Genomic DNA, 20,313 nt, shown 5'->3' on the forward strand with positions numbered 1-20,313 from the left:
CGCCGATGACCCCGACCGACCCCTCCCTTCATGTCCTGATCCTCGCCGGCGGCGCGGGCACACGCTTCTGGCCGGCGTCGCGCGCCGCGCGCCCGAAGCAGCTCTTGCCGCTGCTCGGCGGCGAGCCGCTCCTCGCCGCGACGGCGCGCCGCGTGCTCCCGCTGTGCGCCCGCGCGGGCTGGGAGCGCGTCTGGATCGCGACCGGCGAGCACCTGGTCGCGCCTACCCGCGCGGCGCTGCCCGAGGTGTCCGAGCGGCGCCTGCTGGTCGAGCCAGCGCCGCGCAACACGGCGCCGTGCATCGGCTGGGCGGCCGCCACCATCGCGCGCGACGACCCCGGGGCGGTCGTCGTCGTGCTCCCGAGCGACCACCACATCGCCGACGTGCCGCGGTTCCTCGAGGCGCTGGGGGCCGCCGTCGCCTCGGCCCAGGGCGGCGCGATCACGACGATCGGCGTCCGCCCGACGCACCCGGAGACGGGCTTCGGCTACATCGAGGTGGAGGCGTCCGCCGGTGCGGAGGGCGCGGCGCCCACGGAGCCCCGCCGCGTGCGGCGCTTCGTCGAGAAGCCGAGCCGCGAGCGCGCCGCGGAGTTCGTGGCGAGCGGCCGCTTCCTCTGGAACGCGGGGATGTTCATCTTCCGCGCGGGCGACATGCTGGCCGCGATCCGCGACCACCTGCCGGCGCTCGCCGCGGGGCTCGACGAGATCGACCGCGCCGCCGCGCTGGGCCCGGGCGCCGAGGCGGAGGCCGTCCTGCGGGTGTTCCCGGGCCTGCCGGCCGTCAGCATCGATCACGGCGTGATGGAGCACGTCGCCGGGCTCGCCGTGGTGCCCGGCGACTTCGGCTGGAGCGACGTGGGCAGCTGGCAGAGCGCCTGGGAGCTCGCCGACAAGGACGAGCGAGGCAACTGCGCGCCCGCGGGGTCGGTGCTGGTCGACGCGCACGGAAACCACGTGGTCGATCTGCGCGCGCGCGCCGCGCCCGACGATCGCCGGGTGATCGCGCTCGTCGGCGTGGAGGGCCTCGTGGTGGTCGAGACCGACGACGCGCTGCTCATCGTGCCGCGCGATCGGGCCCAGGAGGTGAAGCACGCGGTCGACGCGCTGAAGGCGCGAGGGCAGGGCCGGCACACGTGACCGCGCTACTCTCGCGGCGCTGCCCGCCGCGCCACCGCCCGCGCGTAGATCTCGCGCCGCGGTAGCCCGAGCTCCACCGACAGCTCCTCGGCGATGTGCTTCGCCCGCCTCCCCTGGGCGAGCTCCCGATCGATGCGCGCGTCGAGCTCCTCGTCGCTCGGGCGCGCGCCCTCCGCGGCCGGCGCCGCGGGCGCGAGCACGAGCGTGATCTCCCCGAGCCACTCGCGCTCGATCGCCGCGAGCTCCTGCACGCTGCCGCTCAGGATCTCCTCGTGCACCTTCGTCAGCTCGCGCGCGACGACGGCGCGCCGCCCGGGCATCCGCTCGGCGAGCTCGGCGAGCGTCTCGCGGAAGCGCCGCGGCGACTCGAACAGCACCACCGCCTCCGGCGTCGACGTGACGACGGCCAGCGCCTCGCGCCGCTCGCGCCCGCCGCGGGGCAGGAACCCGACGAAGCGGAAGCCCCCCGTCACCAGCCCCGACGCGCTCACCGCCACCATCACCGCGCTCGGCCCGGGGATCGCCACGACGCGCGCCCCCGCCTCCGTGGCCGCGCGCACGAGCGCCGTCCCCGGATCGCTCACGACCGGCGTGCCGGCGTCGGTCATGAAGGCGATCGACTCGCCCGCCGCGAGCCGCGCGGCCGCGCGCGCCGCGTCCGCCTCCGAGGCGTGCGCGTCGAACCGGTCGACCGGCTTGCCCGAGACGCCGAGGTGGCCGAGGAGCGCCCGGGCCCGCCGCGTGTCCTCCGCGAGGATCCGGTCCGCCCCGCGCAGCGTCTCGACCGCGCGCAGCGTGATGTCGCCGAGGTTGCCGATCGGCGTCGCCACCACGTAGAGGCACCCGCGATCGCTCGACCCGCCCTGCTCGCCGCCGCTCGACACGGCCTAGTCCATCTCGACGGCGTCGCCGAGCTCCTCCTGGAGGTACGTCCGCAGCTTGGACTGGAGCCGCGCCTCGAGCTGGCGCACGCGCTCGCGCGAGATGCCGAACTCGTTGCCGAGCTCCTGGAGCGTGAGCGGGTCCTCCGCGGCCATGCGCTTGTCGAAGATGATCACGTCCTTGCCCTTCAGCGTCTCGCGGAACTTCGAGAGCCGATCGTGGACGAGCCTGCCCATCTCGCGCGCCTCGAACGCGATGTCCGGGCTCGCCCCCGACGACACGAGCAGCTCGACGCGCGGGATCGTCCGGCCCTCGAGATCGCCGACCGGGGCGTCGAGCGAGGCCTCTCCGCTCGAGAGGCGGCGGTCCATGTCGACCACCTCCTTCTCCTCGACCGACAGGCGCTTCGCGATCTCCGCCGCCGTGGGCTCGATGCCCATCGCCGAGAGCTTCGCCTTCTCCTTGTTGAGGTTGAAGAAGAGCTTCCGCTGCGCCTGCGTCGTGCCGAGCTTCACGAGGCGCCAGTTGTTGAGGATGAAGCGGAGGATGTACGCGCGGATCCACCAGGCCGCGTACGAGGACAGCTTCACGCCGCGGTACGGGTCGTAGCGCTTCACGGCCTGCATCAGGCCGATGTTCCCCTCCTGGATGAGGTCCATGATGTTCTTGTAGGCGCGCCGGTACTCGTACGCGAGCTTGACCACGAGCCGCAGGTTCGCCGTCACGAGCCGCGCGGCGGTCGCGACGTCCTGCGTCTTCGTGTACTTGATCGTCAGCTCCTTCTCCTCGTCCGGCGTGAGCAGCGCGTGGCGCTGCACCTCGCGCAGGTAGGCCTGCAGCGGGTCCGTGCGCGACAGCGCGACGTCGCCGCCGCCGCGGCCCTCGCCGCCGCTGACCCGCGCGGACTTCGGGAGCTCGATGTCGTTCAGATCGACGCCCGCGTCGTCGATCACCTCGCCGACGACCTCCACGACGTCGCCCTCGTCGACGTCGCCCGTCCTCGCGCCGCCGCTCTCGGGCGCGCCGTCCGCCTCGTCGTCGTCCTCGCGCGGGCCCTCGTCGTCGCTCGCCGCGGGCTGCGCTTCGCCGCCGCGCGCGGGCCCGCCGTCCTTCGCGGCGGAGCGCGCGCGGCGCTTCGCGGCGGGCCGGGGGGCCGCGTCCGAGCCGGGCCGGGCGGCCGCGCCGTCATCCTCCGCTCCGGCCTGGAGCCCCGCCTTCGCCACCCCGTCGGGCTGGGGCGCTCCGGTCCCCTTCGTTCGCTTCGTTCGCGGCTCGCTCTTGCTCTTCGCCACCCGGACCTCGTCCTCGAAGTTCTAGTACAGCCCCGCCGCACCGCGCCACCTGCGCCGGCGCGCAGGCGCTTCGCGATCCGCAGGCTACCCGCTCCGCGATCCGCAGGTAAGGAAGAGAGCGCGCAAGATCGGAGAACGTGCTACACGCCAGCCTCCTCCACGTGGACTCGCACCGCCCTCCGCGCCCGCGCTCGCTGCGCCCCTGGTACCTGGTGGCCACCATGCTGCTCACCTGGCTCATCGGCGTGCGCGGCTTCATGGCCGGGTGCGGGACGGCCATGTACCTGCGCGCCGGCATGGCCCCCGACGTCATGGCCGTGGCCGAGCAAGCGCGCGACCAGGGCGATCCGTTCCAGTTCACGTTCCTCGTGCTCGAGGCCGCGCAGGCGCGCGCGCTGAGCCTGTACCAGGACGTCACCTTCCCCCTCAGCATCGGGAAGCTGCTCCTCGGCGGGCTGCTCGTCGTCGCGAGCGGGCTGGCGCTCGGCGGGCGGCCCGGCACGCGCGGCTTCGTCCTCCAGGTCCTCGTCGCCAACCTGGCCTTCGCCGCGCTCGAGTACGCGCTCACGCGGGGCGTCCGTGGGGCCTGGATCGACATGGTGGCGCAGGCGGGGGCGCTCCTTCCGCCGGACATCCCCGAGCGCGCGGGCCTCACGAACACCGGCCTCTGGTGGACCGCCGAGCGGGTGCGCTTCGTGATCTTCGAGCTGGCCGTCCTCGGCTCGGCCGCGGTGGCGCTGACGCGGGAGCGCACCAAGGTGTACTTCCAGGCGGTCGCCCGGGCGGTCGACCCCGGCGACGAGCCATGAGCACCGCGGAGAGGATCGCCGGCGCGGATCCTCGATCGACGCTCACGCAGGCGCAGGCCGAAGAGCGGAAGGTCGCCATCCTCCCGGACGACCTCGCCAACCAGATCGCGGCGGGCGAGGTGGTCGAGCGGCCGGCGAGCGTCGTGAAGGAGCTCGTCGAGAACGCGCTCGACGCGGGCGCGCGCCGCATCCGTGTCGACATCGAGGGGGGCGGCGTCGGCCTGGTGCGCGTCGCGGACGACGGGCGCGGGATGAGCCGCGAGGACGCCTCCCTCGCGGTGCTCCGCCACGCCACGAGCAAGATCGCCCGGCTCGACGACCTCCGCAGCATCCAGAGCTTCGGCTTCCGCGGCGAGGCGCTCCCGAGCATCGCCTCGGTGAGCCGCTTCTCGCTGCGGACGCGGCGCGACGGCGAGTCCGAGGGGACGGAGATCCGGATCGAGGGCGGCGGCGCGGCGCAGGCCATCCCCTGCGGGTGCGCCGCCGGCACCGTGGTCGAGGTGCGCGATCTCTTCTTCAACGTCCCCGCGCGGCGCAAGTTCCTGCGCGCCGTCGGCACGGAGTCGGCGCACGTGTCCGAGATCGCGCAGGCGGTCGCGCTCGGCGAGCCGGGCGTGACGCTGGTCCTCTCGCGCGACGGGCGCGTCGCGCGGGAGTGGCTGCGCACCTCGAGCCGCGCGGAGCGGGCGCGCGCGATGCTCGCGGGCGAGGAGCTCGCGACGTGCGCGGGCCAGCGGGGGCCGCTCACGGTCGAGGCGTTCGTGTCGCGGCCGGAGCGCGCCCGCTCGGGCGCCAGCTGGCTGTGGATGTTCGTGAACGGCCGGCACGTTCGCGACCGCTCGCTGGCGCGCTCGATCGCGCTCGCCTACGGCAGCGTCCTCGAGCCGGGCCGGTACCCCATCGGCGCGGTGTTCATCGATCTGCCCGCCGAGCTCGTGGACGTGAACGTCCACCCCCAGAAGGCCGAGGTCCGCTTCGCCGACGGCCGCGCCGTCGCCGACGCGCTCTACAAGATCGTCGCCGCGCAGGTGGCCGCGGCGTTCGGTCTGCCCGCGCCGGCCCCCGGCGGCTTCCAGGGCCGCAAGGGCAAGCTCTTCGAGGACGCGGCGTCCCCGCCCGGAGACGCCTGGGTCTGGTCGAGCGGCCCCGCGGCGGAGGCGCCCGCGGCAGGTCCATCGACGCCCGCCGCGGGCGCATCGGGCGAGCCGCAGGCGCCGCCGGCCGATCCGTGGGGCCTCGGCGGCGACCTCGGCGGGGTCCCGCCGGCGCGCCCTCACGCCGCGCCGGCCGGGCCGGCAGCGCCGGCGCAGCTCGCGGCGTGGGCCGACATCGCTGCGCTCGATTTCCCGGCACGCGGCGGGCCGGGCGAGCCGCCCGCGCCCGCGCCGGGGTCGCCGCCCGTCCCCTACCCGACCAGCAGCGGGCCGGTGCTCGCCGCGGCCGAGCGCGTGGTCGCCTGGCGGTCGCTGCGCTTCCTCGCCCAGGTGCGCAACACCTTCTTCGTGTGCGAGGGGCCGGACGGCATCTACTTCCTCGATCAGCACGCCGCGGCGGAGCGCGTGACGTTCCACCGCCTGCGCGCGTCGTACGACGGGCGCGACGTCGCCACGCAGAAGCTGCTCTTCCCCGTGATCGTCCAGGCGGCCCCCGCGGAGGTGGCGCTCGTCGAGGAGGCGCAGGAGGCGATCGCGCGGCTCGGGCTCGACGTGCGCCCGGCGGGCGCGGCGCAGCTCGCGGTGCACGCGGTGCCGACGCTGCTCCGCCGCGCGGCGCCCGAGCGCCTCGTGCGCGACCTCGTGGACGAGCTCAGCCACTCGGGCGAGCGCGCCTTCTCGGGCGCTGTCGACCTCGCGCTCGCGACGATGGCCTGCCACGGCTCGGTGCGCGCGGGCGACCCGGTGGCGCCGGAGGAGGCGCGGGCGCTGCTCACGGCGCTCGACGAGGTCGACTTCGCCGGCCACTGCCCGCACGGTCGGCCCATCGTGATGCGCGTCGGCTGGCCGGAGCTGGAGCACCGCGTGGGGAGGCGGTGAGCGAGGCGGCGCTCGAGCTCGCCCCGGACGCCGGCGCGGCCGCGCCGCCGTCGTGGGAGACGATCGCGCCGCCGGCGCCGGGTGAGCTGCTCGTCGTGGTCGGCCCGACGGCGAGCGGCAAGACCGAGCTCGCCATCCGGCTCGCGGAGCGGTTCGGCGGCGAGGTGGTGAGCGCCGACAGCGTGCAGATCTACCGGGAGTTCGACCTCGGCTCCGGGAAGCCGACGCTCGCCGAGCGGGCGCGCGCGGCGCACCACCTGGTCGACGCGGTCGATCCGCTCCAGGCGATCGACGCCCAGCGCTTCGCGGAGCTCGCCGAGGCGGCGATCGACGACATCCGCGGCCGCGGCCGGGTCCCCGTCGTCTGCGGCGGCACGTTCCTCTGGGTGAAGGCGCTCGTCCTCGGCCTGTCGCCCGCGCCGCCCGCCGATCCCGAGGCGCGCGCGCGCCACCGCGCGATCGCCGACGCCGAGGGGCGCGCCGCGCTCCACGCGCGCCTCGCCGCCGTGGATCCGGAGAGCGCGGCCCGCCTCGCGCCCAACGACCTCGTGCGGGTCAGCCGGGCGCTCGAGATCTACGAGCGCTCGGGCCGGACGCAGAGCGCGTGGCACGCGGAGCACGGCTTCCGGGAGCGCCGGCACGCCGCGCGCCTGCTCGCGGTGCACCGGGACCGCGCCGAGCTCGACCGCCGCATCGAGGCCCGCGTCGCCGGGTGGCTGGAGCAGGGCTGGGTGGAGGAGGTCCGCTCGCTCCTTTCCCGCGGCCACAGCGACGCGCGGGCGATGGGCTCCGTCGGCTACCGGCAGGTGCGCGAGCACCTGGAAGGGCGCCTGCCCGCCGACGAGCTCGCGCCGGCCATCGTGCGCGCCACGCGCACCTTCGTGCGCCGGCAGCGCACGTGGTTGAGGGACCAGGCGGTCGCGTACGTCGCGCTGTCATGAGCCATAAACAATAACAATTACAACAATTTAAACCAGGACCCCCCGCCGGCGAGGGCCCGCGGGCACCGCTCATGCGCGCTCTTCGCCGGTCCCGCCGCCGCGGCGCCGGCCCGCTCCGGCCAGGGGGAGGCGCCACCGGACCTCGCCGTCGCAGCGCGGGCAGGCCGCGGTGGACGGCCGCGCCTCCTGGGCAAACGCGACGCGCCCGCAGTGCGAGCAGACGGTCATGTGGCGCTGATAGATGTCCGGGCCCGAGAGGATCGCCGCGGCGAAGAGGCTGAGCACGACGTCGCTCAGGAAGTCGCTCTCGCGCGGCGCCGGCAGCCAGCCGGATCGGTCGCCCACCACGGTCCAGCGGACGCGCGCGCTGTACAGCGCTGCACGGAGAAACCTGCCGTCGGGGTCCGGCGCCACGAAGTCGAGCAGCGCGCTCCCCACGCGCCGGCGCGCGCGCCCGGTGAGCGCCGCGACCGCCTCGGGCCGCTCGTCCAGCTCGCCGAGCGCCACGGTCTCCGCGCCCGGCTCGCGCACCGCGCGCGGGGGCCTCATCCACCCCGGAGCGATCACGTGATTGTCGAGCCACGCCCTGAGCTCATGGGGCTCCCAAGGGCGGTTCGTCACCTGCATGAAATGGAGCGCCCCGGCCAGGCTCGGGCTCGCGAGCATGCGCCCGCGCAGCGCGACGAACGATCGGGCCCTCCCGGCATCGGCGCGCGCGCTCCACCCGAGCCTCCTGCTCCGGCTCGCGAGGTCCGTCGGCGCGGCGCCGGGCATCGGGATCTTCAGGGAATTGCTCATGAGTTCCATGGGGTCTTCCGCCCCGCGGTGCGCCGCGGGGAGCGGCCGGCGAGCCGGCGATGTGCGACGCGGTAAGCGCCCGGCGTGCCAGCCGCCGCGGAGGCCCGGATCTCCTCGCGCGCGCGGGCGGCGCGCGCAGATACGGCATGTTCGCGCGCCCGCCGGCGGCGCCGCTGAGGCCTCGAAACCGCCGTTTGCCGAGCGCGGTTGCGGGGTCCAAGCATCAGGGGGCCACCAGCGCGTCATCGACACCGCAGCTCGCCGGGCTTCATGGGCTCACCCCGGCGCCGCTCCGGGTCGACAGCCTCCCTCGAACGACGTCGAACCCCAGACGGCGAGGGGGCGGGGCCCTTCTCGCCATTTTACGTCCATGCTAACCGCATCTCTCCTCCCGCCAGGAACGGCTCGAGAGAGCTCACCACGGAGCACGGCGCCTCCTGCTCCATGCGACGAAAGGACGACCATGACGCGAGAGTTGAGTGACGTGCAGGCGATCCAGAATGTCGTTGTGCGGATCGCCCACCACATCGATAAGCGGCGCTGGACCGAGCTCCGCGGCCTCTATGCCGACGTCGTGGTGGCCGATTTCACGTCGATCTTCGGGGGCGAGCCGCAGGAGCAGAAGACGGACGATCTGCTCGCGGGCTGGAGCAAGTTTCACGACGCGATCGACGCATCACAGCATTTCCTCGGCCCCCTGGACATCGAGGTGAAAGGAGAGCACGCCACCGTGGAGTGCCATGTCCGCGCCCACCATCGGTTCGCGCGCGCGCCGGGCGGCGAGGACTGGCTGGTCGCGGGCCACTACCGCTATGAGCTCGCCAGGCACGCAGGCGGCTGGAAAGTCTCCAAGGTCAGGTTCGAGATATCGTACCAGACCGGCAACACGAGCATGTTCGAGGAAGCGCTCAGGTAGGCCCGCCGCGGGTCACCGCGGGTGGGGCGGCGCGATCGCCAGGCCGAGCGCGTGCGCCGCGCGCAGGGCCGCGACGCGGAGGTGGCCGTCCGGCAGGCGCTCGCGCCCCGCGACGAGCTCGATCAGCGGCACCCACGAGAGCCGCCGAGCGGCATCGGACCCCGGCGCGAGGCCGGGCGCGGCGGCAGCCGAGGCGGGCGCGCCGGCCGAGGCAGGCGCCGCGGTGACCACGAAGGCGAGCGGCTGGACCAGCTCCGGGGTCAGCCCTGCCGAAGGGCGGTAGGCCCCTCCGAGCTCGACGGCCGCCCCCACCCGAAGGCCGTACTCGGCCTGAAGCCGCTCGCGCACGAACGCCTCGGCGGCCGCCAGCGCGCTCACGTCGCGCGGCAGCCGCCACGCCGGCGCGACCAGGATGCCGCTGTCGCCCGAGAAGCTCTGGGCGGCCGGGAGATCGTGATCGTCCACGCCGAGCACGACCTCCCCCGACGGCGCCCGCGCGAGCAGCGCCGTCGAGACCGTGAGCACCCCGAGCGGCCGAGGCACCACGTACTCCAGCTCCCGCGCGGCCACCACGCCGCCGTCTGCGGTCAGCTCCTCGAAGCGCGCCCGCCGCACCTCGAGGAACCCCGCGCTGGCGCCCGGGTCCACCCGCGAGAACCTCCGGCGGCTCGGGCGCCCGAGCAGCGCGGCGAGCGACGTCGGCTGCACGGCGGCGCCCGCGCCGGCCGCCGCGAGCGGGATCTCGTCGCCGATCCACGGCCCGAACGGCAGGCCGAAGCGCGCCAGGAGGTCGTAGACGTTCAGCTCGAGCCGCGCGTCGGGCAGGCCGCCGACCTGCGCGGCGCGGAGGAGCTGGCGCGCCTCGATGGCGCGGATGCGCCCCGAGGTGCCGAACCCCGACACGTTCTCCGAGGGCGCGTTCACGAACGTGGGCTCGACCTCCACCAGCATCGAGCGCACCTCTTCGAGGATGCCACCCGGCGACGGGTAGTACGTCGTGCCCGGGATCATGCGCTGGATCGCCGCCGCCCGCACCCCGGCCGCCCGCTCCAGCGCATGCTCGACCGTGTGCCCGACAGGGAACTCGGTCTGCACGACCGCGATCGGCTCGGCCAGATAGTCCGCCGGCCCGCTGCCGTCGAGGGGCGGCGTCTCCTCCCGGCAGGCGCGCGCGATCGGCCGCGGATAGCTTGTCCGCGCCAGCACATACGCCGTCTCACCCGCGAAGAAGAACGGCACGATGTCCAGCGTGGGGTGCGGCCGCGCCGCCAGGTCGAACACCTGCCCTGTCGCCCGATCCTGGTGGTGCTCGATCCGCAAGAACTGCCGGGCGCTCTCCGCGGGCGCGAGCCGGAACGCGACCCCTTGACCGGCCTTCACCTTCTCTCCGACGATCAGGTAGTTGGTCGGCGGATGAGGCAGTCGGGCGCCCGTGGCGTCCCGGAGCTCGAAGCGACCGGCGAACCTGTTCCGCACGATCCAGGGGTTGCGCAGCGGCGTCGACGACAGCACGCGCAGGCCGAGCCGGGCGAAGAGCGCCTCGAACTGCGCTTGAGAGAAATAGGTGTACTCCTCCTTGACCTCGGCTTCCCAGTCAGCGCGGTAATCCTTCCTCAACACGAACTCGACAGCATGCTTGTGGGCGAGCCGGTACCGGCGCCACCCCGGGCGCGGCGCGGGGAGCGCGCCGGACGGCTCGCGCGGGGCGCGCGCCAGCGGGAACCCCGGCTCCGGCGAGAGCGCGCGAAACTCGCCCGCGAACCGCTCGAGCAGCGCCGCCGTCGAGGCGCCGCGGGGATCGCGGCCGTCGTCGCCGTCGTCGGCGGGCACGTCCAGAAACACCGTCTCCGGCCCGGGATCGACGAAGTCCCTCACCACGAGCACCCCGCCCGGCGAGAGCTGCTCCACCTGCGCCGCGAGCGCTTCGGCGGCGTTCGCGTGGCGGTAGCCCCCGTACGAGGTGACGTGGTGGAGCACCGACGAGTCGAAGATCCCGTCGAGGCTCTCGGGCGGGAATACCGTCCTGGCGATGTCGCCCAGCTGAAAGCCCAGGTTCGGGTGCTGATGAGCGCGGCGCGCGAGCTCGACGACCGTCGGATCGATGTCGACGCCGATGACCTCGAGGCGCGGGTAGAGCTGGGCCAGCGCGGCGCTGCCCTGCCCCGAGCCCATGCCCATGTCGGCGACGCGGCCCTCGCACAGGAGGTGCGCTGCCGTGAGCGCGACCTTCTGGCGCATCGACGCGTCCATCGCGGACAGGTACCGCGCGTACGCGGACAGGTCGTCTCGCCGTTGATCTGCCTCGTACCCCGCCGGCGCGCGCGTCGTCATGGTGACGAGTGTACGCCGGGCGCGGGACGGGGATCGACGGCGGCGTGCGCCCGGGAGCGCGCAGGCGCCCGGCGCGACGCGGCGGTCGCGGGGAACCGGAGCGCGCGCCCGCCGGTCGCCTCAGTTGGCCGAAAGGCCCGGGAGCGGCGACTTGGACCGCAGGTTCGGATCGCCGAAGCCGGCGAAGTCCGTGATGCCCATCGCGTCGCACAGGCTGAGCAGCACGCGCTCGTGCCGCTCGCTGCTCTTGATGTACCGGCCGCCAGGGGCCGTCTTCAGATAGCCGCCTTCGCCGCTCGCCAGGACGAACTTCATCTCGTTCTGGTTGTGGTTCGGCGAGTCGCCCATGTCGCGGCACCACGCGATCAGCGTGTTGTCGAAGAGCGTCCCGGAGCCGTCGGCCTCCGGGATCGCCTTCAGCTTGTTGATGAGGTCGACGAACCGCTGCGACAGCCACTTCTCCAGCTTGATCAGGTCGAGGTGCGCAGGGGCGCCGGTGTGGATCATGGCGCCGTGCTCGTCGCCCTTCAGCCCGATGTCCGGGAGATCGACGTTCATGGCCTGATCCGAGCCCCACTGGATCGCGCCGACGCGGGTGATGTCGCACGCGAACGCGCCGACGAGGAGATCCATGTGGAGCAGGTTGGCCTGGAGCGGGTTGGCCGGATCGGTGGCCGGCTTCGTCGGCACGCTGCAGCCGCCGGTCTGGCCGGACGACGCGTTGGACAGCCGCTCCTCGATCTGCCGGATCGAGTCGATGTGCAGCTCCAGCTTGTACTGCTGCTCGGAGCCGAGGTTCCCCTCGAGCGCCTTGATCTCGTTCTTCAGGTGATCGAGGACGCTCTTGCGACGGCGCAAGAGATCGCTCGACGACGTGTTCGACGGGATCGCCGAGCCGAACAGGGTGGAGTAGGCGGACGTCGGAGAGGCGATGCCTGGCAGGTTGTCCTTGCGATAATACGGCGATCTCCCGCCGCTCACCGTGCTCTCGGCCCCCAGCAAGAGCGAGGGGATCTGCGTCTTCGTGCCGGCGGCGATCAGCTGGTCCGCGATGAACTGGTCGACGGAGATCAGCTTGGCGGGGTCGCTGAAGCCGAGCCCCGTGAGGGCGTCGGGCGCGCCGTGGTTGTTCCCCGGATTCCCGGTGGGGAGGCCGTCCACGAGCACGACGTGCTGCTTCACGTCCGCGAGCGGCGACGTCGACTCGCTGAACGTGGGGGTCTCGCCGGAGACGCTCGTGGGCTTCCAGATCGACGGCGCGGTCCCCATCGTGCAGAACAAGAGGAGCCGCTTGGGCTTCCGCCCGGGCGCCGCCTCGGCGATGGAGTCGAGGAAGGGGTTGAACAAGAAGCCGGCCCCGACGCTGGCCCCCAGCCCCTTGAGGAAATCTCTACGACGATGGCTGCGCATGAACGACCCTTTCACGCTACCGATCTCGCGCCGACGGAGCTCGCCGCGACAGGTGCGTGGGGGCGCACCTGTCGCGGCGAGCGGCCTCGCGCCCTCGGTGTCAGGTCGCGGCGATGCCGGGGAGCGGCGTCTTGTTGCCCATAGCCGGATCCCCGAAGCCGGAGAAGTCCGTGACGCCCATCGCGTCGCACAGGCTGAGCAGCACGCGCTCGTGCCGCTCGCCGCTCTTGATGAACCGGCCGCCGGGGGCCGTCTTCAGATAGCCGCCGTTGCCGCTCGCCAGGACGAACTTCATCTCGTTCTGGGTGTGGTTCGGCGCGTCGCCCATGTCACGGCACCAGGCGACCAGCGTGTTGTCGAGGAGCGTCCCGGAGCCGTCGGCCTCGGGCGTCGCCTTCAGCTTCTTGATGACGTCGACGAACTGCTGGTGCAGCCACTTCTCGAGCTTGATCAGGTCGAGGTGCGCAGGGGCGCCGGTGTGGATCATGCCGTTATGCTCCTCACCGCTGAGCCCGATCTCGCTCAGGTTCGCGTTCATCATCTGATCCGAGCCCCACTGGATCGAGGCGACGCGGGTGATATCGCACGCGAACGCGCCGACGATGATGTCCAGATGAAGCAGGTTGGCCTTCAAGCCATTGGTCATGTCGCCGGTGGGCGTTCCCGGGACGGAGCAGGCGCCCGTCCCTCCTCCTCCGCCTCCTCCCGGGGTCATGGTGTTCGAGAGCCGCTGCTCGAGCTGGCGGATCGACTCGAGGTGCAGATCCAGCTTGTACTGCTGCTCCTTCCCCAGGTTTCCCTTGAGCGACGTGAGCTCTTTCGTGAGGTTGTCGAGGACGCTCTTGCGCCGCTTCAGCAGGGCCTCGGCGGCGCTGTTGTCGTTGCTGCCTTGGTTGTTGGACGGCGTGAACCCCGTGAACACGGTCGAGTAGGCGGACGTGGGGGAGGCGATCGGCAACAGGTTGGTCCCCTTGTAGAACCCCGTCTTGCCGCCCTCGACGGCGGCGCCGAGCAGGAGCGAGGGGATGGGCGTCGACAGCCCGCTGCCCTTCAGCTTCTCGACGATGTACTGGTCGACCGAGATCAGCCCGTAGGGGCCGTTGCTGTAGTAGCCCATCCCGGTGAGGCCGTCGGCGGACCCGTGGTTGTTGCTGGGGCTCCCGCTGGGGAGGCCGTCCAGCATCACGATGTGCTCCTTCACCTCCTCGAGCGGCGAGGTGGACTCGCTGAACGTGGGGGTCTCGCCGGAGACGCTCTTGGGCTTCCAGATCGAGGGGGCCGTCCCCATGGTGAAGAAGATCAGGAGCCGCTTCGGCTTCTTCCCGGGAGCCGCGTTGGCGATGGAATCATAGAAGGGAGAGAACAGAAGACTGGCGCCCAGGCTGGCCCCGACACCCTTGAGAAACTTCCTACGACTGTGGCTGCGCATGACCGATCCTTTCACTCGCTACCGATCTGTTCTTGGGTTGCAGCCGTGGGGTCACGGACCTTGAACTCTGCGGGTGAAGTGCGGCGCGCGCGTCAGCGCGAGCCACACGCTCTTGAGGCGGAACTCGTCCGCCGCGGCGTCCTGCTGGACCGTCTCGTACGTGCAGCCGTCCTGCTCCCAGGTGCCGCCGAACGCGTAGTACGACCAGTAACGGACCATGCACGCCTTGACGTCCTCGCTCGCCGCGAGGTAGTCGGCCAGCTCGGTGACGCCGCTGAAATTGAAATCTTCGCCGCTGGGCGGATCGACGACCGTGCCGGTCACGTCGACGGGGATCCCGTTCTCGTCGTTCCGCCACCGACCGAACGTGTCGTAGTGCTCGAAGCCGACGCCGATCTTGTCCATGGGCACATGGCAGGTCGCGCAATACCCGGGCTCCGTGTGCTGCTCGATCATCTCGCGCGTGGTCGCCGGGGTCTCCAGGGGCTTGACGTTCGGATCCACGCCGGGCGGCGGGGGTTCGAGCGGCTGGCAGAGGAGGCGCGTGCGGACCATCTTGCCGCGCTGGGTCGGCGAGGACAGCTTCGCGCTGCCATGCCCCGTCAGGAAGCTGCCGTGGGCCAGGATGCCCCCGTCGCGCTGCCCCGGGGTGAGCGTCACCTTCGTCAGCTCGGTGCCCCCGGCGCCGTTGATGCCGTAGTGCGAGCCCAGGCTGGCGTTGATGAACGTGTAGTCCGCCTGCAGGAGGTTGGCGAACGTGCCGTTCTGGTTGAACGCGGTGTCCACGATGAGCGCCTGCGTCTCGGCCATCATGTCCTTGCGCATGGCGTCCGTGAGATCGAAGATCGTGTTGTCCTTCACCGCGGTGACGAGGCGGTTCAGCTGGAGCCAGCCGCGCATGAACCGCATCATCTCCTTCTCGGCCAGCGGCCTTGTCGCCGAGTCCTCCAGCAGGCGCAGCGCGTGCTGGGCGATCTGCTCGCTGGTCAGGTTGGCGCCCTGGGCGGCGGCCGCGTCGGCGGCCTGCAGCAGCGCCTCGTCCGGCATGGTCCCGGTCAGCAAGTACGAGAGGTTGCTCGCGATCTCGTGCGGGGTGAGCTCGTAGACGCCCGAGCCGCTCGCCGCGGTCCCGATCTCGTGGCGGTAGAGGAAGTACGGCGACTGCAGCATGGCGCCCACGACCACCTTGGCGCCGTCCTCGAACGACTTCTCCGCCCCGAACAGCGCGTCATAGGACGCGATGCGCTCGTCCGTGAGCTTGTCTCGGAACGCGCGGCGGCCGAAGTCGCGGATGAACTCGGTCCGGCAGCTCGCGTCCAGGGTCCTGCACGTCGTCGTGGTGATGCTGGCGAGCTTGTTCGTCACCGCCCAGTCGGCCGTCGTCTCGGCCCAGTCCATGATCTGCTGGGCCGTCAGGTCGCGAATCACCAGCGCGTTCGCGTCGGCCGTGAACCCGAGCACCTGCGGATCGTTGAAGATGCTGGGGAGGGCGACGCTCTGGTCCTTGAAGAGATCGCGGACAGTGGCCTCGAATTGATCCACCGTCAGGCGACGCACCACGCGCGGGCCGGGGGTGCTCTTGTCCGCGACCTCGCAGTGCGACACCTCCGGGATCTCCGTGTGCACCTCCGGCGGGTCGCCCGTCGGCGGGCCGCCAGCGTCGCCGCCGCTGCTGCTGCCGCTGCCGCTGCCGTTGCCGCTGCTACTGGTCTCGGAGGGCGTCTCGTCGTTGGGATTGCCGAGGTTGCCCAGGCAACCGAGCGGGCCGGCGAGGAGAAGCGCCACTGCGGAGTAGCGGCGACACGCTTTCGCCGAAACTAAGCCATTAAGCGTGCTCATCATTGCTTGAGAAAAGCTGATGTCTCTCATGTTGTCAAGCCCCGATCAAGCGGTGTCGCCTCGATAATCCATGCGCATACCCGCGCGCTTCAATGGCCTGTCACCGAATCGCCCGCGTCATTCGTGCTGTTTGCGTTGATTGCGTCGAGTGCGCTGGTCGCGTTCGAATCGTTTTCAGCGTCGTTTTCAGCGTCTTTGCCCTGCCTGCTCGCCTGCATGCGTCATGGTGGGCCCGTGGTGGCTCTCCCCGGAGCGAAGTCGAGTTCGACGCTCCGCGTTGAGCCGACTCACCGTGTCACCCGCCACGCCAGAGAGCTCGACCTCCCACCGGATCCGAGGTCGAACCGGAGCCGCTGGATCGCCAGGCGCGTTACGACCTCAGGGCTCTGGGCGAGCCGCTGGGCAAGGCCTTCGTCGTCCGTGAGCGTCGCGAAGCGATCCACAGCAGGCGGTAAAGCAACCCTCGTGCCGAGTGTTCTCGCGGGGATACCCGGCGCCGCCATGCCCGGTTTCTGGATTTTTTCGAAGGTTGCGAGGGGTGGACGCCGAGGGGTCCAGGAAGGGCGATCCACCGCTTCCGCGATCCATCCGTGCGCCGCTGCAACCGCGCCCCCAGGGCCAGCCGCGTCAGCCCTTGGACCAGGCGCTGATCGAGCGATAGCTCGCGACGGACTCCTCGATGACCTCCAGGGCGCGGCTCCTGTCGTACATCGTATCCACCTCTGCGAGCTTGTTCTCGAGCGTCTTGTAGTCGATGAAGAACCGCATGAGCTCCTTGGTCACGTGCGGCGGCAGCTCCTCGTGGGTCAGGTAATGGGCCACGGAGGGGTCGTCGACGGCGACCGCGATGATCTTGTCGTCGACGCCCTTGTCGTCGCGCATGAAGAAGCCGCCGATGGCGCGCGCCCTCACGATCGTGAGCGGCACGACCGGCTCCTGCATGAGGACGAGGACGTCGAGCGGGTCGCCGTCGCCCGCGTGCGTCTGAGGGATGAAGCCATAATTGGCCGGGTAGTGCACGGACGAGTAGAGCACGCGGTCGAGCATCAAGAGCCCGGTCTTCTTGTCGAGCTCATACTTGCACTTCGATCCTTTCGGGATCTCGATCACCACGGGGAAGAAGTCGTGTCGGCTGTCGGGGAGCAAGATGTCGTGGAGCGGATGGGTCATTGAATCGTCCTGGGCTTTCGCCCCCGCCCGGGAGGCGGGCGAGGGGCGCGCAGGATACCAGGAGTTCGATTCGGTGAGATCGGGGTCCGGACACCCCCGCATTCCCGCTCTGGAACGAGATGAGCCCGCCGCCGTTGGGGCCCTCCAGGCGCGGGGCGGCGGGGGACGCACGACCGACGTTGGCGGGCATGGGCAAGGGCGGGCGCTCGTGCGATGAGCTAGCCCGAAGCCGCCGGGGCAGACTCGCCGGCGGATCTCCGGATTCCAGGTGCGCTCCCCATGAGACCGTTCCCCACACGCGCCCCGGCCGCGCGACCAGCGCGAGGGCCCGCGCTCCGACGCACGGCGCCCTGGGCGCTGGTGGTCCTCGCCCTGGGCGCGGTCCTCGGCGGCCCCCCCGCGGCAGCGGCGCGCGCGCCGGACGCGCCGTCGGCCAGGCCGCCCTCGCACGTCGCGAGCGCGCGGGCCGGGGCGCCCCCCGACGACGGCGCCTCAGCGGCCGCCGCCCCGCCGGCCGAGGGCCGGCCCGTGGTCTCGCCGGTGCAGCGCCCGGACGAGCGCGACGTCCGCGACGCCCAGCAACGCGCTTGCTCCTTCACGCTGCCCGTCTGCGTGCACGCGCCCGCGGACGTCCCCGGCGCCGCGCTCCTCGAGAGCCTCACCGACCTGGAGGCCGCGATGCGGGCCTACGACGCGCTCGGTCTGCCGCGCCCGCTCCCCGACGGCGCGCGGGGCGGCGGCCCATCGTACGATCTCTACCTGGAGCGCGGCCCGCGCCGCGGCCCGATGCGCGTGGGGTACGACCCGCGGGCGCTCGGGGAGCGGTTCGACGCCGCGAGCGCGTTCGCCATCATCGCCGCGCCGGGGCGCGGCGGGTGCGCGAGCGCGTCCGACGCGGCCTACGCGCTCGCGCACGCCGTCGCCATGCGCCTCGACGCCGGGGCGGAGCAAGGCGCGATCGCCATGACGGCGAGCTACCTCGCCGCCATCGCGGCGCCCTGCGCGGCCGAGGAGCTCGCCGCGGTCGACGCCTTCCAGCGGGCGCCCGAGCGGGCGCTCACCGGCGCGGCGCTCGGCGCGCTCGACGGCGGCCTGCTCTTTCCGTGGTACCTCGACGACGCGTACGGCACCGGGACGCCTGCGCAGGTCGCGACGTCGCTGCTCGCCATCGCGGCGCAGTCCACGCCCGCGGGCGCGGCGCGCTTCGACGCCGAGCCCGACACCTTCGATGCGCTCCGGGCGTCCCTGCGATCCCGCGGCGAGGACCTCGACGACCTGCTCCTCGAGTTCGCCATCGCGCGAGCGTTCGTGGGCAGCCGCAGCGACGGCGCGCACCTCTCCGACGCCGGGCGCTTCGGCGATTTCGGCCGGGTTCGCTTCGAGTGGTCGCTGCCCTACGCCACGCTCCCGCGGCGGGTCGCGCCCCTGCGCCCGATCGAGCCGACCGGCGCGACGTACCTCTGGCTCGATCTCTCGGCGGAGAACGCGGCCGCTCGGCCGGATCTCAAGGCGGCCGAGATCACCTTCGTGGCCGACTGGGAGCTGCCCGCGCTGTTCCGCTGGGCGATCGTGAAGGTCGACGCGCACGGCGCCGAGGCCGGCCGCGTCGACGTGGCCGGCGTCTTCGGCAGCAGCCGCGCGCAGCGCACGGTGGTGGGGCTCGACGGGCTCTCGGGGCTGCTCGTCGTGGGCGTCAACGCGGGGAGCATGATCCGCAGCCTCCCGTTCGATCCCGACGACGCGCCGTTCATGCCGCACGCGTACACGGTCTGGCTCTCCAGGTAGGCGCCGCGCCGGCCGGCGCTCCCGCCGGGCGCCGGCAGGCGGCGCGCTCGCCGCGGCCTGCCCGGGCCGCCGGCCGGCGCGTCACGCCCTCGCCTCGGCTCCTCGCGCGCTCAGGTGCTGCGCGAACCACTCGCCGGCGAGCCGGGCGACCGCCGCGAGCGCGCCCGGCTCCTCGAACAGGTGCGTCGCGGAAGGCACGACGGCGAGCCGGCGCGGGCCCGCGAGGCCGTCGAGGGCAACCTGGTTCAGCGCGAGCACCTCGGTGTCCGCGCTGCCCACGATGAGCAGCGTCGGCGCGCGCACCATCGCCAGGGCCGCGCCCGCGAGGTCGGGCCTGCCGCCGCGCGACACGACGGCGCCCACGACGCGCGGCCGCGCCGCCGCGGCGATGAGCGCGGCCGCCGCGCCGGTGCTCGCGCCGAAGTAGCCGACCGCGAGCTGACGGAGCTCGGGGCGCGCGAGCGCCCAGTCCGTCGCCCCGATCAGCCGCCGCGCGAGCAGATCGACGTCGAAGCGGATTTGCGCGCTCCGGCGATCTTCCGCCTCCTCCTCGCCGGTGAGCAGGTCGAAGAGCAGCGTGGCCAGCCCCCACCGCCAGAGCGCCTCCGCGACCGAGCGGTTGCGAGGGCTCCTGCGGCTGCTGCCGCTGCCGTGCGCGAAGATCACGAGGCCGCCCGCCCTCTCCGGGATCGCGAGGTCCCCGGGCAGCGCCGCCGTCCCTGCCTCGACGAAGAGGGGCCGCTCCGCCTCTTCCGGCGTCGCGACCTCGCGCCGCGCCTCGGCGAGCAGCGTGGCGACGGCGTCGTCCGACGTCTGCGAGAAATCCTCGTAGTAGGCGCCGATCGCCTGGAGGCCCGGGTCCTCCTCGATGCAGGCGATGCCGTCGACCTCGCGGCTGAGCGACGACAGGCTCGACGGCGCGGCGACCGGCACGGCGAGCACGAGCCGCCTCGGCGAGCGCTTGCGCAGGTCGCGCAGCGCGGCCCGCACGGTGCCGCCGGTCGCGATGCCGTCGTCCACGACGATCACCGTCCGCCCCTCGACGCGGGGCATCGGCCTGTCGCCCCGGTACCGGCGCACGCCGCGCTCCACCTCGGCGGCCTGCTGCTCCGCGATCTCGGCGAGCTCCGCCTCGGAGATCCCCAGCAGCGCGACGAGGCCCCGATCGATGTACACCTCGCCCCCCTCGGCGATCGCGCCCACGCCGAGCTCCGGCTGCGCGGGTGCGCCGAGCTTGCGCACGATCCACACATCGAGCGGCGCGCCCAGCGCGCGCGCCACCTCGTAGCCCACCTCGACGCCGCCGCGCGGCAGGGCGAGCACGAGCGGCGCCTCGCTCCTGTACCCCGAGAGCAGCTGCGCGAGCCTGCGCCCGGCGTCCCTGCGATCCTCGAACAGCTTCGCTCGCCCCATCGCCCCCTCCCCTCACGTCCGCTCCTGGGACCCCTTCAAGAGCGGTGCCGCGGGGCGCGCGGCGCGGGCTCGGCCGCGCGCGACGCGACGAGTGGCGGGGGGTTGACCGCGACACGGGCAAGGCCG

15 protein-coding genes are annotated in these 20,313 nt (G+C 72.9%); 6 read left to right on the top strand and 9 right to left on the bottom strand.

Annotated features, from left to right (window positions below; translation table 11 throughout):
- Window positions 1–5 precede the first annotated feature (5 nt).
- Entirely contained in the window at window positions 6–1,139 is a 1,134-nt protein-coding gene (locus ACSRUE_RS03045; protein ID WP_441289700.1) for a mannose-1-phosphate guanylyltransferase, read from the top strand.
- A 5-nt stretch (window positions 1,140–1,144) separates the two neighbouring features.
- On the opposite strand, the gene rsmI is transcribed toward ACSRUE_RS03045, so the two are convergent.
- Together rsmI and ACSRUE_RS03055 are read right to left on the bottom strand one after the other, a co-directional pair.
- On the bottom strand, window positions 1,145–2,023 hold the full coding sequence (gene rsmI / locus ACSRUE_RS03050) for a 16S rRNA (cytidine(1402)-2'-O)-methyltransferase (protein ID WP_441289701.1): 879 nt from the start codon (window positions 2,021–2,023) through the stop codon (window positions 1,145–1,147).
- A gap of 3 nt (window positions 2,024–2,026) precedes the next feature.
- The gene (locus ACSRUE_RS03055; protein WP_437762577.1) at window positions 2,027–3,313 is read right to left on the bottom strand and encodes an RNA polymerase factor sigma-32; all 1,287 of its coding nucleotides are present in this window, start codon (window positions 3,311–3,313) and stop codon (window positions 2,027–2,029) included.
- Window positions 3,314–3,450: 137 nt separating this feature from the next.
- On the opposite strand from ACSRUE_RS03055, the gene ACSRUE_RS03060 reads away from it, so the two are divergent.
- Genes ACSRUE_RS03060 through miaA form a run of 3 tightly spaced genes read left to right on the top strand, consistent with a single transcriptional unit; the run spans window position 3,451 to window position 7,096 of the window.
- Window positions 3,451–4,122, top strand: coding sequence for a hypothetical protein (locus tag ACSRUE_RS03060; protein ID WP_437762578.1), 672 nt, complete (start codon window positions 3,451–3,453; stop codon window positions 4,120–4,122).
- Entirely contained in the window at window positions 4,119–6,155 is a 2,037-nt protein-coding gene (gene mutL, locus ACSRUE_RS03065) for a DNA mismatch repair endonuclease MutL (RefSeq protein ID WP_441289702.1), read from the top strand. Before ACSRUE_RS03060 ends, mutL begins: the two co-directional genes overlap by 4 nt.
- Window positions 6,152–7,096: a tRNA (adenosine(37)-N6)-dimethylallyltransferase MiaA gene (miaA, locus tag ACSRUE_RS03070; protein ID WP_441289703.1), complete on the top strand. Its 945-nt coding sequence runs from the start codon at window positions 6,152–6,154 to the stop codon at window positions 7,094–7,096. Before mutL ends, miaA begins: the two co-directional genes overlap by 4 nt.
- Before the next feature lie 69 nt (window positions 7,097–7,165).
- Here miaA and ACSRUE_RS03075 read toward each other — a convergent pair whose 3' ends face one another.
- On the bottom strand, window positions 7,166–7,894 hold the full coding sequence (locus tag ACSRUE_RS03075) for a hypothetical protein (protein ID WP_441289704.1): 729 nt from the start codon (window positions 7,892–7,894) through the stop codon (window positions 7,166–7,168).
- 463 nt (window positions 7,895–8,357) lie between these two features.
- Here ACSRUE_RS03075 and ACSRUE_RS03080 point away from each other — a divergent pair, with 463 nt between their 5' ends.
- A complete protein-coding gene (locus ACSRUE_RS03080; RefSeq protein WP_441289705.1) occupies window positions 8,358–8,810 on the top strand; it encodes a nuclear transport factor 2 family protein in 453 nt (150 codons plus the stop codon).
- A 12-nt stretch (window positions 8,811–8,822) separates the two neighbouring features.
- Here ACSRUE_RS03080 and ACSRUE_RS03085 read toward each other — a convergent pair whose 3' ends face one another.
- From ACSRUE_RS03085 to ACSRUE_RS03105, 5 genes are all read right to left on the bottom strand, one after another.
- Window positions 8,823–11,141 carry a methyltransferase domain-containing protein gene (locus ACSRUE_RS03085; RefSeq protein ID WP_441289706.1) on the bottom strand — a complete coding sequence of 773 codons (2,319 nt, stop codon included), beginning with the start codon at window positions 11,139–11,141 and terminating at the stop codon, window positions 8,823–8,825.
- Between the two features lie 120 nt (window positions 11,142–11,261).
- Entirely contained in the window at window positions 11,262–12,551 is a 1,290-nt protein-coding gene (locus tag ACSRUE_RS03090; RefSeq protein ID WP_441289707.1) for a DUF1552 domain-containing protein, read from the bottom strand.
- Window positions 12,552–12,651: 100 nt separating this feature from the next.
- A complete protein-coding gene (locus ACSRUE_RS03095) occupies window positions 12,652–13,980 on the bottom strand; it encodes a DUF1552 domain-containing protein (protein WP_441289708.1) in 1,329 nt (442 codons plus the stop codon).
- A gap of 51 nt (window positions 13,981–14,031) precedes the next feature.
- On the bottom strand, window positions 14,032–15,765 hold the full coding sequence (locus ACSRUE_RS03100) for a DUF1592 domain-containing protein (protein ID WP_441289709.1): 1,734 nt from the start codon (window positions 15,763–15,765) through the stop codon (window positions 14,032–14,034).
- A gap of 681 nt (window positions 15,766–16,446) precedes the next feature.
- The gene (locus tag ACSRUE_RS03105) at window positions 16,447–16,989 is read right to left on the bottom strand and encodes an inorganic diphosphatase (RefSeq protein ID WP_437762586.1); all 543 of its coding nucleotides are present in this window, start codon (window positions 16,987–16,989) and stop codon (window positions 16,447–16,449) included.
- A 279-nt stretch (window positions 16,990–17,268) separates the two neighbouring features.
- On the opposite strand from ACSRUE_RS03105, the gene ACSRUE_RS03110 reads away from it, so the two are divergent.
- The gene (locus tag ACSRUE_RS03110) at window positions 17,269–18,774 is read left to right on the top strand and encodes a hypothetical protein (RefSeq protein WP_441289710.1); all 1,506 of its coding nucleotides are present in this window, start codon (window positions 17,269–17,271) and stop codon (window positions 18,772–18,774) included.
- Window positions 18,775–18,855: 81 nt separating this feature from the next.
- On the opposite strand, the gene ACSRUE_RS03115 is transcribed toward ACSRUE_RS03110, so the two are convergent.
- On the bottom strand, window positions 18,856–20,187 hold the full coding sequence (locus ACSRUE_RS03115; protein ID WP_441289711.1) for a phosphoribosyltransferase family protein: 1,332 nt from the start codon (window positions 20,185–20,187) through the stop codon (window positions 18,856–18,858).
- Window positions 20,188–20,313 lie beyond the last annotated feature (126 nt).

It is taken from the genome of Sorangium sp. KYC3313 (genome assembly GCF_052075895.1).
Classification (GTDB): Bacteria; Myxococcota_A; Polyangia; order Polyangiales; family Polyangiaceae; genus Sorangium; species Sorangium cellulosum_B.